The sequence below is a fragment of the Pokkaliibacter plantistimulans genome (assembly GCF_003194385.1).
Taxonomy (GTDB): Bacteria; Pseudomonadota; Gammaproteobacteria; order Pseudomonadales; family Balneatricaceae; genus Pokkaliibacter; species Pokkaliibacter plantistimulans.
In genome coordinates, this window is record NZ_LAPT01000039.1 from 1 (window position 1) to 13418 (window position 13418).

8 protein-coding genes are annotated in these 13418 nt (G+C 59.1%); 4 read left to right on the top strand and 4 right to left on the bottom strand.

Translation table 11 applies throughout. The features are described from left to right. Positions 1-125: 125 nt before the first annotated feature. Positions 126-1340 (bottom strand): aspartate aminotransferase family protein, encoded by a 1215-nt coding sequence (locus WH50_RS09290; RefSeq protein ID WP_110187050.1) that lies wholly within the window; start codon positions 1338-1340, stop codon positions 126-128. Positions 1341-1682: 342 nt separating this feature from the next. Beyond that, a complete protein-coding gene (locus WH50_RS09295) occupies positions 1683-6509 on the bottom strand; it encodes an NAD-glutamate dehydrogenase (RefSeq protein ID WP_110187074.1) in 4827 nt (1608 codons plus the stop codon). 406 nt (positions 6510-6915) lie between these two features. On the opposite strand from WH50_RS09295, the gene WH50_RS09300 reads away from it, so the two are divergent. Next, the gene (locus WH50_RS09300) at positions 6916-7386 is read left to right on the top strand and encodes a methyltransferase family protein (RefSeq protein ID WP_110187051.1); all 471 of its coding nucleotides are present in this window, start codon (positions 6916-6918) and stop codon (positions 7384-7386) included. Between the two features lie 62 nt (positions 7387-7448). On the opposite strand, the gene WH50_RS09305 is transcribed toward WH50_RS09300, so the two are convergent. Beyond that, a complete protein-coding gene (locus WH50_RS09305) occupies positions 7449-8834 on the bottom strand; it encodes a GntP family permease (RefSeq protein ID WP_110187052.1) in 1386 nt (461 codons plus the stop codon). A gap of 451 nt (positions 8835-9285) precedes the next feature. On the opposite strand from WH50_RS09305, the gene WH50_RS09310 reads away from it, so the two are divergent. Then, positions 9286-11157 carry a TonB-dependent receptor domain-containing protein gene (locus WH50_RS09310; protein WP_110187053.1) on the top strand — a complete coding sequence of 624 codons (1872 nt, stop codon included), beginning with the start codon at positions 9286-9288 and terminating at the stop codon, positions 11155-11157. 88 nt (positions 11158-11245) lie between these two features. Here WH50_RS09310 and WH50_RS09315 read toward each other — a convergent pair whose 3' ends face one another. Next, a complete protein-coding gene (locus tag WH50_RS09315) occupies positions 11246-11761 on the bottom strand; it encodes a MarR family winged helix-turn-helix transcriptional regulator (RefSeq protein ID WP_243410048.1) in 516 nt (171 codons plus the stop codon). Positions 11762-11841: 80 nt separating this feature from the next. On the opposite strand from WH50_RS09315, the gene WH50_RS09320 reads away from it, so the two are divergent. Both WH50_RS09320 and WH50_RS09325 read left to right on the top strand, forming a co-directional pair. After that, positions 11842-12756, top strand: coding sequence for an EamA family transporter (locus WH50_RS09320; RefSeq protein ID WP_110187054.1), 915 nt, complete (start codon positions 11842-11844; stop codon positions 12754-12756). Positions 12757-12784: 28 nt separating this feature from the next. Next, positions 12785-13402 carry a nitroreductase family protein gene (locus tag WH50_RS09325; RefSeq protein ID WP_110187055.1) on the top strand — a complete coding sequence of 206 codons (618 nt, stop codon included), beginning with the start codon at positions 12785-12787 and terminating at the stop codon, positions 13400-13402. Positions 13403-13418: the final 16 nt, after the last annotated feature.

Sequence of the window (13418 nt, forward strand, 5' to 3'; positions counted from 1 at the left end):
GCCTGTTTTTGACGCGGTATGCGGCAAAGCAGATAGATTTTCAACGACCTGTTAGAAAGCACAAAACCCCGATGGCTTACACCACCGGGGTTTTGTTTTAACTGCGGTTCAGCAGGCGTCAGGGCTTACTGGCTGACCATCTTGGCGATGGCTTTTTCCAGACGCGCCATCCCTTCCTTGATGTCTTCCTCAGGAATCACCAGAGAAGGCGCAAAACGCAGGGTGTTGGTGCTGGCAGTCAGAATCATCACGCCTTCTTCCGCACCGGCACCGATAAAGGCCTTGGCGTTGCTGGCATAGGGCTCAACCAGCTCGGCACCGATCAGCAGGCCCATACCACGGATTTCCTTGAATATATGGTACTTGGCGTTGATGGCTTCCAGCGCCTCACGGAACAGCGCGTGCTTGCGCTTCACGCCTTCCAGCACGGACGGACGGTTGATTTCGTCCAGCACCGACTCAGCGACCGCGCAGGCCAGAGCGTTGCCACCGTAGGTGGAACCGTGGCTACCGAAACCGAAGCTGGCTGCAACCTTGTTAGTGGTCAGCATGGCACCGATGGGGAAACCACCGCCCAGTGACTTGGCAGAAGACAGGATATCGGGGGTCACGCCGATTTCCATATAGGCAAACAGTGAACCGGAACGGCCCATGCCGCTCTGTACTTCATCAAATACCAGCAGGGCATTGTGCTGGTCGCACAGCTCGCGTACCGCTTTGGCAAATTCTGCCGTGGCTGGCAGGATACCGCCCTCACCCTGAATCGGTTCCATCACTACGGCGCAGGTGCGTTCGGAGATCACCGCTTTCAGTGCTTCGATATCGTTGAACGGCACGTGAGTGATACCACCCGGTGCAGGCTCAAAACCGATACGGTATTTAGGCTGTCCACCGACGGATACGGTGAACAGGGTACGGCCGTGGAAAGAGTTGGTGAAAGCAATGATTTCGTTCTTCTCTGGGCCGAAGTTGTCATAGGCATACTTACGTGCCAGCTTGAAGGCCGCTTCGTTAGCTTCTGCACCGGAATTGGCAAAGAACACCCGTTCCGCGAAGGTCGCATCGGTCAGTTTGCTGGCCAGACGCAGAGCAGGCTCGTTGGTCATGACATTGGACAGGTGCCAGATTTTGTTGGCCTGCTCGGTCAGTGCCTTGACCATCACTGGATGACAATGACCCAGCGCAGTCACCGCGATACCGCCGGCAAAGTCCACGTACTCTCGGCCTTCCTGGTCCCATACACGCGAACCTTCACCGCGCACGGGCACGATCTGTGAAGGGCTGTAGGTGGGTACCATGACTTCGTCAAAAGTCGACCGGGTTACCTGCTTGGTGGTCATTGTCGTTCCTCATCATTCATTCAATGGCAGGTCGCAACACTGCGCCCGTGCCAGGTTATGCGTTTTACTCTAGTGCCTGTTATATCGTCAATTGCTTTGCAAAGATTGCGATCCGGCGACCCGTTTTTGTTCGCCCAGACCGCTCCCAAGCTTTTTATAAAGAGCAGGTCGCCCCTGCACAACCGCCAGGGGCAAGGTATTCGGCAGCAGGGGCTGTTTTAGCGTGACCTGTTCCCTGGGTAAGGCAAACAGAAACAGCTGCCCGGAAACAACACCGCCGACCCGGAGGTCGGCGGTGTTTTACCCAGTGGTTAACGCTGTTTCAGCAGCCGTTTGCCACCGTTACAGCAGCTGACGCAGCTCGCCAACGGCAACCGACAGCATGGCCAGATTGACCTGCGCGGACGACTGCAAACCACGGAAGATGTCTGCACAGTGGTTGACGCCTTCAGCGTGTTCTTCCAGCCATACCGGCATGCAGGCTACCGGCTCCTGACCTTCACCCGCATGACGGATCAGATCAATGCTCAGGCTACGCAACACACCGTCCAGCTCGTCGAGCAGGGTGGCGCGGGCTTTACGCTGCCACAGGTCTTCCTGCGGCAGCGCACGGATGGCACGACGCAGCCAGTGCATATCCAGTTCCACGTCGAGGGAGAAGTAGGCCTTGCCCGCTTCATTGACGGAGATACCGGTTTCGGCAGCCACGCGGACGATATCCAGCGCAGAACTCAGCCATGCCAGCCCAGCCAGACGCAGTGACAACGCACCGGAAGCACCGTTGTCCAGCCAGTGGGCCACGGCATCCTGATGGGAGGTCAGCGCATCGTCAGACAGCATGGTCGGCAGTGCTTCGCTCAGGGTCTGGATCCCCGGGGCGTACTGATCGATCAGGGTCTGGACGTCGTAGGGTGACTTCTGACTGCGCAGCAGCCACAGGGTGGTCTTGCCCAGCAGATCGTTGACCTTGAACTGCATGTCCGCCAGCACTTCATCATTGAAGTCAGCAGGCAGTGCCAGAATCTCGGCCATCAGGCTGTCGGTCTGGAAGATTGCCCGGGCGGCCATCCAGCAGCGCAGGATATCGATGGTCTTGGCGTTGGTTTCTTCCTGCAGATAGTGGGTAAAGGTGATACCCATCTGGTTGGCCATCTGGTTGGTCAGGTGGGTCGCCAGAATTTCGTTACGCAGCGGATGACGGGTAATCTCCTCAGCGAAACGCTCCTGCAGGGCGCTGGGGAAGTACTCGCGCAGTGACTGCACCAGATACGGATCGCTGGCGATGTCGGCCTGACTCAGCTCATCGAACATACGGATCTTGGCATAGGCCAGCAGCACCGCCATTTCCGGACGGGTAAAGCCTTCGCCCTGCTTGATGCGCTCATTCAGGGTGTCGTCGGAGGGCAGATATTCCAGTTTGCGGTTCAGACGGCCTTCCTTCTCCAGATCCTGGATCAGGCGCAACTGGTCGTTGACACGCAGACGGGCCAGACGGTTGCTGAGGCTGAGAATATTGCTCTGGCCACGGTTATGACGCAGCACCAGCTCTGCCACTTCATCAGTCATGGAGGCCAGCAGCTGGTTACGCTGCTTCTCGGTCATATCGCCAGCGTCGACCACACCGCCGAGCAGGATCTTGATATTGACCTCATGGTCGGAGCTGTCCACACCGCCGGAGTTATCAATAGCATCGGTGGTAACGTAGCCGCCGTTACGGGCAAACTCGGTACGACCTTTCTGGGTGAAGCCCAGGTTACCGCCCTCGCCAACCACCTTGCAGCGCAGCTCGCTACCGTCGATACGCACTGCATCGTTGGCCTTGTCGCCGACGTCCGCATGGGTTTCACCCGCCGCCTTGACGTAAGTGCCGATACCGCCGTTCCACAGCAGGTCCACCGGCGCCTTAAGGATGGCACTTATCAGCTCGTTGGGGGTCATGCGCTGCACACCCTCTTCGATGCCCAGCGCCGCCCGCATTTCCGCAGAAATGGCGATGGATTTAGCACGACGCTCAAAGATACCGCCGCCTTTGGAAATCAGGCTGGCGTTGTAGTCCGCCCAACTGGAGCGGGGCAGCTCGAACAAGCGCTGGCGCTCAACGAAGGACGAAGCAGCGTCCGGCGTCGGGTCAATAAAGATGTGCATGTGGTTGAACGCTGCCACCAGACGGATGTGCTCGGACAGCAGCATGCCGTTACCGAACACGTCACCGGCCATATCACCCACTCCCACCACGGTGAAGTCCTGGCTCTGGGTGTCGTGACCCTGCTCACGGAACAGACGTTTGACCGATTCCCACGCACCACGGGCAGTGATGCCCATTTTCTTGTGGTCATACCCCTGGCTACCGCCGGAGGCAAAGGCGTCACCCAGCCAGTGGCCGTATTCCAGCGAAATGGCGTTGGCAATATCCGAGAAGGTCGCAGTGCCTTTATCGGCCGCCACCACCAGATAGGGGTCATCTTCGTCGTAACGTACCACTGACTTCGGCGGAATCACTTCACCCTTGATCAGGTTGTCGGTGATATCCAGCAGCGCGCGGATGAAGGTCTGATAGCAGCGGATACCTTCAGCCAGTGTTTCATCACGGCTGGCGTTGGCAGGCATCTGCTTGCAGACGAAGCCGCCCTTGGCACCGACCGGCACGATAACAGCGTTCTTGACCATCTGCGCCTTCACCAGACCCAGCACCTCAGTGCGGAAGTCTTCACGGCGGTCAGACCAGCGCAGTCCACCACGGGCCACCTTACCGCCACGCAGATGCACGCCTTCCACCCAGGGGCTGTAGACGAAGATCTCGAACTTGGGACGGGGTAGCGGCACGGCAGGGATCAGCTCGGGGTTGAGCTTGAAGGAGATATAGCCCTTGTGGTTACCATCAGCGGCAGGCTGGTAGAAGTTGGTACGCAGCATGGCCTGCACCACCGACAGGAAGTGACGCAGAATGCGGTCTTCGTCGAGGTTGCTGACCTGTTCCAGCGCTTCATCGATCTGTGCCAGCAGCGCATCGACAGCCGCCTGCTGCCCTTTGGCCGGGTCAAAGCGGGTCACGAACAGCTCAGCGATCATGTGCGTAATCGTGGCGTTGCGTACCAGGGTGTCTTCCATGTACGCCTGCGAGAAGGGGACACGAATCTGCAGCAGGTATTTGCCGATGGCACGCAGCATCACCACATTGCGCCAGCTCAGGCCCGCCGCCACCACCAGACGGTTGAAGCCATCGCTTTCCACCTGTCCGGAGACAGTCGCAATAAAGGTGTCCTGGAAGCGGTCGCGGATCACGTCAGCATCCAGCGTCTCACCGGTGCGGGCGCTGATGTCGAAATCCAGCATCCAGCGTTCTTCACGGTTCTGCGGTGAAATCTCATAGGGACGGGCCGCCACGACGCGGACGCCCATGTTTTCCAGCACCGGCAGCACATCGGACAGCGCCATGATGGGGCCGTGGCCGAAGACCTTGAAGCGCAGGTTGTCGTCGAAGCTTTCCAGCGGACGGTAAAGGTAGGTCGACAGCGGATGGCTCTCGTCCAGTGTCTCCAGACGCAGAATGTCCTGCACCGCGCGGTTGGGGGTGAAGTCTTCACGGTACGCGCTGGGGAAGGCTTCGCCGTAGTATTTGTGCAGCTTGTTGGCTTTCTCTTCACCGATCTTGGCACGCAGGGCCAGATGCACCTTGTCTTCCCATGACAACATGGCTTCAGACATCTTGGCTTCCAGGTCTTCCACATCGAACTGCAGTTCGTGGGCATCCTGGGTATGGATGGTGAAGTGCACACGGGCCAGCACGCCTTCCATATGACGGACGCTGAACTCGGTGGAGTTGCCTTTGAAGGCATCCAGCATCAGCGCTTCCATCACCAGACGCAGCTCGGTGTTGTAACGGTCTTTGGGCACATAGACCTGAGCGGTGACGAAACGGCCATAAATGTCGATACGGGTAAACAGACGCAGCTGCTTGCGACCTTCCAGTTCCAGAATGCCACGCACGGTGTCTTCCAGATCGGCCTGACTGGCCTGCAGCATTTCGTCGCGGGGGAAATTGTCGAGAATATTGCGCAGCAGACGGCCCTTGTGGGTATTCAGCGGCACTTGCAGATGCTGCAACAGACGCTGCTCCTTCAGGCGCAGCAACGGAATCTCGTTGACCCGCAGGGAGTAGGCGTCGGAGGTGAACAGACCGAAGAAACGGTGCTCGCCCACCACCTCACCCTGCTCGTTGAACGCCTTGATGCCGACGTAGTCCAGGTGCGCCGGGCGATGCACGGTGGAACGCGAGGTCGACTTGGTGATGATCAGCAGTGAAGGCTCGACCGCCAGTACCGACAGACGCTCGGACAGCTGAACGTGGCGGCGCTCGTCGGGCAGATGGGAGACATCACGGAAGGTACCGAGGCAGGCATCTTCCTGCAGATGCAGCACGCACAGGCCATCGTCCTTGCGCTCCAGATCGAAATAACGGTAACCGAGGAAGGTAAAGTGGTTGTCAGTCATCCACTCCAGCAGCGCCAGTGACTCATCGCGGTCTTCAGCCTGCAGGGGCAGGTTCTGCGCACGGGTGCGGGTGACCACCTCCACCAGTTTTTCGCGCATGGACGGCCAGTCTTCTACGGCCACACGCACGTCATACACCACCTGCCGTACTTCCTGAACGATACGTTCCAGTACATCCGGCTCGCTCTGGCGGTCAATCTCGAAGCGCATGACGGCTTCCAGACGGGCATTTTCCGGCGCATGGTTGCGATCATGAATCGATACCACCTGGCCCTTGTCATCACGCACCACCGCCATGATCGGGTGGGTGGTCATGTGGATGGCCATGTCCAGACGGTTAAAGCCCATGGTCAGCGAAGCCACCAGGAAAGGCATATCGTCAGTCGCCACTTCCACAATCGTGTGGGTGGACTGCCAGGCATGTTCTTCGTAATTGGGATTGTAAGCGCGGATGGCAGGTTTGCCGGGGGAGCGGTGCTGGAGGAAGTCCCACAGACAAAGGACGGCACCGTAGAGGTCTTCACTTGAGGTTCGCTGCAGCTCCTTGCCTATACTTTCCGAGTAGAACAACTCGGTGAGGTTGCGGATTTGCTGCTTGTGTATCCCTGACAGACGCTCGTCAATCAGCGCCACGACGCGGTTGATGGCGTCCTTCTTCTTACTGATCGGATTATGCATGGTTTTATTCAACTTTTAGTGCAGACTCAGTGACACCCGGACTCCGCCGGACGATGCCCAGGGGCGTATTTTCTTGTTCTGGTATGACAGTCAGTGACTTTCACTGGCAAAACAAGGATAGACGCGTTTTATGAATAGTGCCCTGCGCATGGCGGACAATTATCAAAGAATCAAGTCGACAAAGGTAGGGACGGAGTTAAATAAAAACGACGCGCGGTTGTAACAAAGAGACTGAGCCATCACGCCAGACTAGAAACGACGCGGCCTGCAACGGTTTTACCTGGAGCAACCACGCAGCAAATATTCATCATTACAAAGTACAACCGAACTGTATCCGGTTGGCAGAATGGATGCAGCAAAGGTGACACAACCATGCCGCTGTCATCCCCTACAGAGGAAGCGCCCCATGATCCGCATTCCACCGCCCCTGCAGGCACTGACCTGCGCCGCTCTGGCCTGGGGTATTCATCACTCGGCAGCTTTTCTGCCACAACCGACCTTTGCCCAGCAATGGCTGTCCGCTGTGCCGCACTGGCTGATCGGCCTGCTGGCAATGCTGGGGCTGGCTATTGATCTGTTTGCCGTCTGGCACTTTCACCGTGCCGCCACCACCGTTAATCCGCTCTACCCGGAGCGCGCCTCCACCCTTGTCACCCATGGCATCTACCGCTACAGCCGCAACCCCATGTATGTAGGGCTGACCCTGCTGCTACTGGCATGGTGCCTGTGGCTTGGTAACCTGATCAGTCTGCTGACAGTGGCACTGTTCGTCTGGGTGGTGACCCGGCTGCAGATTGTTCCCGAAGAGCAGATTCTGGCGCAGCGCTTTGGTGATGAATTCCGACGTTATCAGCAGCAGGTCAGACGCTGGCTGTAGTAGCGTTGACCGCACGGGGCATGCCCGGTGCGGTCGACGCGCGGCAGAGGGTGGTGGCGCTTTTAGAAGCTGCCGAACAGCGACCCCAGTATCAGGATGGTAATCAGCGCCAGAATGGGGAACACCGAGGTCATCATCAGAATCTGCGGATAGGACTGCTTGTGGGTCAGCCCGCAGATCGACAGCAGCGTGATGACGGCACCACAGTGCGGCAGGGTATCCAGACCACCGGCAGCAATGACCGCAGCGCGGTGGAACAGCTCGGGGTTGATCCCCGCGGCCTGCATGATCTGCAGGTACTCTGCTCCCAGGGTGCGGAAAGCAATGCTCAGACCGCCGGAAGATGAGCCGGTCAGTGCCGCCAGAATATTGATGCTGAAGGTGGCAGAGATCAGCGGGTTCTGCGGGAAGAAATTGAGCACGGCATCCTTGATGATGGCGAACCCCGCCAGACTGGCGATGATGGCGCCGTAACCCACCTCCGAGGCCGTATTGAATACCGGCAGCAGCGACCCCAGACAGCCGGCATTGATGGTGGCCGTCAGGTTCTTCCAGCGCTGCCACTGCATGACAATCAGCACCACGATGGCCACCATCAGCGCCAGCAGCACCGCCCACAAGCCAATTACCGAGTTCGGCGATACCTTGCCGAAGCGCTCTTCCTGCAGATAAGACAGATCCAGCGACGGCAGCAGCCAGTAGGTAAACAGCGCATTCAGGCCAATCACCAGCACGATGGGCAACAGAGCCTGATACAGCGGCGGCGTATCTTCAGCGATACTTTCCAGCTTCTCGTCGGGGTGGTCGCCATAGCCTTCACCCGCCGCCATCGCCTTACTGGCGCGGCTCTGCAACCACCACACCCCGCCACAGAGCATGATCAGACCGGCAATAATCCCCAGCCCCGGCGCGGCAAAACTGTTGGTACCCAGATAAGGAATGGGAATGGCGTTCTGAATTGACGGCGTGCCCGGCAGCGCCGTCATGGTGAAGGTAAAGGAACCCAGAGCAATGGCCGCCGGGATATAGCGCTTGGGCGTGTTGGTGTGACGAAACAGCACCGCACTGATGGGATAGACAGCAAAGGCCACGACGAACAGCGATACCCCGCCATAGGTGAGGATGCCGCAGGCCAGTACGGTGGTCAGAATTACATAGCGCCTGCCCACCTTGTGCATTACCCAGTCGGCAATGGTGGTGGCCGAGCCACTGTCCGCCATCAGCTTGCCGAACAGCGCACCGAGAATGAAAAGCGGAAAGAATTTGACCAGATAGCCCCCCAGCTCCTTCATGAAAATCTGGGTATAGATGGGCAGCAGATGGCTGGCCTCACCGCTCAGCAACACTGCTACCGAGGCCATGATCGGAGCCAGCAACAGTACGCTGACCCCGCGATAAGCGAAGTACATCAATAAAATCAGAGAGATAACGATTGCCAGTATGCTCATAGGTGATTCTCTTTGTTAGCGCCCGCGGGCACTGACCTGATGAAGACTGCATTGTTCGTTACTGAGATGGCGCTGTGGGCGTTAGCAGCAAAAATGCTGCAGATGCGTTACAACCGTCTCCTTCTCCGTGTTCCCCATCCTTCCTCACCATAAAACTGGCCATCTTGTTTTTATTTACAGGTAGAACAGTGCCTTGCGCCCACGCTTAAGAGAACGATGGAAACAGAGGGAAGTGACTCAGAAACTTGTAGCGCAGTTCCTGACAGATTCAAGTTGTGCAGATGCAACATTGGTCGACTGGACAATATCGCCGGAAGGCTGGCCGGTGCAGGGATGGGGAGAGCGACGGCTTCTTTCAGCAAATCGTCATTAAATGCAACTTATACTGACGTTTTGGCAACAAATTGTTGATAATAGCGTCCTTTCAACCTGGCCCGAGTAACGCTGATCTATGCTGTTCCGTTTCCTCCCGCCGTCACTGCTGTCGTTGCTGTGCTGTGCTTCTCCTCTGCTTGCTGCCGAGCAGCCTTCTCGTCTGCCCCACCCCTGGTATGAGCCCGGGACGGGCTACAGCACACCGCCCTCGACCGACATCAGCGTGGTGACCGGTGTCAGTGATAACCTGCCCGGACAGCCCGTTGCAGGCCAGGCACCAAAGCGCAGCACTCCCCCGCCCGTCCGCCGTGATCGTAGCAGCGGCGAGATAATGCTGATGACCGGGGTAAACAATGCCGGTGAACCTGCCCTGACGCTGCAGGGGCGCGTCAGCCGCCCGGTGACAGCACGCACCCTGCTCACCTTCAGCCTGCAGCAGCAGTCGCTGCCCTCCCAACGGGAGACCCTGTCACAGGACACCAGCGCCACCGGCACGCCGCTGATGCGGCAGGACGAGGATGAACAGCTGACACAGCAGCTCACCCGTTTGAGTCTCGATCTGAGCCATTACTACGATGAGGGAGAATGGCACTTCATTCCCCTCTATGGTCTCGGCAGCCGCGACAAGCTCACCACCGCCACCATTACCACACTGCGCCAGCAGCAGCGCCGCAATGAAGAAGACAACAACCGCCATCTCTATGGCATGCAAATCCAGCAGCGTCACCGGTTACCGTCAGGCTGGCAGTGGCAGCAGCAGTTCAGCGGCTATCGCATGGCCGATGATCACGATAAAGATGTCACCATCAGCCACGCCACGCCGATGGGTGCGGCGGTGGATCAGCTGGTCACCGACCTGCAGCAGACTCAGTCGCATCTGTATCAGTGGCAGGGCAGTCTGCAGGGGCAGCTCAATACCGAACATCAGCTGACGGTCGACAACGTGTGGCAGCGCAAAGACCGGCAGACACAGCGCCTTGCCAGTGCCGTCAATGGCAGCGGCATGCTGATTACCAGCGACAGTGGTGACGATGACTTCACCGAATACCTCTACCGAATCGGCGTCAGGGATCAGATCCGCATCCGTCCCGATGTGACCTTCACTCCCGGTCTGCACCTGCAGTACAGCAGCCTGCAGGGCATGCAGAGCAACAACGGCAGTGTCGAGCGCCAGCATCATGATCTGCTGCCATCACTGGCCCTGAGCTGGCAGGCCACCGACCAGTGGCAGCTGAAGGCCGAAGCACAGCAATGGCTCAGCCGCCCCAGCTTTGATCAGCTATCACCGTGGATTGAAGACAATCAGAAAAAGCTGACGCAGGGTAACCTGCAGCTGGATGCAGAAACGCACCGGCGCTTCAGTGTCAGTGCCCGCTATCAGCAGCCAACCTGGAACAGCAGCCTGACGCTGTTCCGTGAGCATGCGGACGATGTGATTGCTCAGGCCCTGACCGGCAGGCGGGTACTGACCCGTCCGCTGTATCAGTGGCGTAATGTCGGCGACGGCTATCGCTATGGCCTCACCCTGCAGCAGGGCTGGCGCCCCACCCCGCGGCTGGAGCTGGCTGCCAGCACCACCTGGAGCGATGGCAAGCTGCACACCGATGACGGCAATACCGCGCCCTTCCCTAATCAGAGCCGCTGGCGGGTCAACCTCAACAGCCGCTGGCAGGCCACCAGCAAGGATCAGCTGAAGCTGGAAGCCCAGTACCACGACACCCTCAACAAGTTCACCGACGGTGCTGAAGCCGACAGCGAAGCACCGCGCTGGACCCTCAACCTGTCTGCCCGTCATCAGCTCAGTGCCGATGTCTACCTGCAGCTGAGCGCCTACAACCTGACCCAGTCAGGCCGTGAAGAAAGCAAACAGATGCGTGATGGCGTCAGCCAGTACGAAGACGAGCGCATCGGTGCGCTGTACCTGCTGGGTCTGCATACCCAGTGGTAACGCAGCCACCCCCAAAGCAGCCAACCCCAAAGCAGACAGAGCCAAGGCAGGCAGACACAAGCCAGTAAGCGTCTGCCCACCTCACAGGCTAACAGTCGCGCGGCTGCTCAGGCTCCAGCAGAGCCAGCAGCGCAATCAGCCCCTGATCCAGCGCCGCCAGTTGTTCCGCCGCCAGCGGTGCCAGAATCCGCTGTTCATTATCGACATGCGCCTCCACCGCCCGGTCAATCAGCGCCAACCCGCTCTGCGTCAGCTGCACCAGCTTGCTGCGGGCATCGTCCGGATTAGCCAGACGCTCTATCAGGCCACGTTTTTCCAGCTGCTGCATACGGTGGGTCATGGTGCCCGAGGTAATCATCAGGGTGGAGAACAAGGCCGTCGGCGCCAGACAGTAGGGCGCGCCGGAACGCCGCAGCGTCGCCAGCACATCAAACTCCCAGTTGCTCAGATCATAGGTGGCAAACGCCACGTCCAGCTGGCGCTGCATTAAGGCTGAACAGCGCTTTAAACGGCCGATGGTCGCCATCGCCCTGACATCCAGTTCCGGACGTTCACAACGCCACTGCGCCAGAATGGCATCCACAGCATCGGCTTTCTGTTCCACTCGTCTGTCTCCCGAAAAATACCTTGAATTCAAGATAAATACCTGTCACCCTCATTTTATCTTGAATTGAAGATAAAATCATGAAGACATTCTCTGCTCATCGCTGGCTCGATATTGTTCTGACGGCTCTGGCGCCCATGATCTGGGGCTCCACCTATATCGTCTCGACCGAGCTGCTCCCCCCGGACCGGCCTTTTACCGCGGCCCTGCTGCGTACCCTGCCGGCCGGACTGCTGCTGGTGGTGCTTTGCCGCAATGCTTTACCTTGCGGTCAGTGGCGTCGTTTATGGCTGCTGTCGGCACTCAACATTGGTGCCTTTCAGGCGCTGCTGTTTGTGGCGGCCTATCGGCTGCCGGGCGGGCTGGCGGCGGTGATGGGCGCCGTTCAGCCGCTGATCGTGATACTGCTGGCCTGGGGCTGGGAGCGCCAGACACCCGGCCTGCTGGCCGTTATCGGGGCGATCACCGGTGTGCTTGGCATGGCCGTGCTGCTGATATCCCCTGCCACGGTCTGGGATCCGCTGGGTATTACTGCCGCGCTGGGAGGTGCCGGTTGCATGGCTACCGGCACCTATCTCAACCGGCGCTGGCGCAGTGATCTGCCGTTACTGGCCATGACCGGCTGGCAGCTGCTGTTGGGCGGCGTGATGCTGCTCCCCATCGCCTGCCTGATCGACCCGCCACTGCCTGCCCTGCCTCTCACCGCCATCGCCGGTTATGTCTATCTGTCGCTGCTCGGTGCGCTGCTGGCCTACGTGCTGTGGTTTCGCGGTATCAACCGCCTGTCGCCGGTTGCCGTCAGCTCACTGGGCTTGCTCAGCCCGATTACCGCAGTGGTACTGGGCTGGTGGCTGCTGGATCAGCAACTGCGCGGCAGCGCCCTGCTGGGCATGCTGACCGTACTGGCCAGTATTGCGCTGGTGCAGTGGAGCAACCGGCCACCGCCTGCACGACCAGCACCTGCCTCTTCATCATCACGATCCGTGATTTCCTGAACGATTACTCCACAAGGAAACCCCCAACATGAACACCACCATCATCCACGCTATCGAAAGCCGCTCCAGCACCGGTCGCTATGACCCGCAGGGCAACGTCAGTGACAGCACCATTGCCGAGCTGGTGCGACTGGCCACTCTGGCACCTTCTGCCTACAACCTGCAGAACTGGCGCTTTATCGCCGTGCGCAACGACGCCGCCAAAAAGCGGCTTCACGCCGCAGCCTATGGTCAGCAGCAGGTGCTGGATGCGGCGGTGACCTTTGTGATCTGCGGCACGCTGGAAGCCTACCGGGGGCTGGCCGATGCCCTGCAACCCAGTGTCAGTCAGGGATTATTCGGGGCGACGGTGGTCGATGCCTGGGTGCAGCAAGCCACCCGCAGCCACTGCGACAACCCCGTTCTGCAGCGGGATGAAGCCCTGCGCTCAGCCTCCCTCGCTGCCATGACGCTGATGCTGGCAGCACAGGGGATGGGGCTCAGTTCAGGTGCTATGAGCGGCTTTGACCCGCAGGTGGTGAGTCAGGCGTTCAGCCTGGCAACACACGAACTGCCGGTCATGCTGGTAACCGTGGGTCAGGCAGCAGCGGGTAACTGGCCGCAGAAGCCTCGCCGCGCAGTCGTCGAAGTGCTGGAGCTGGCGTAAAGAGAAAAGCCAGGGC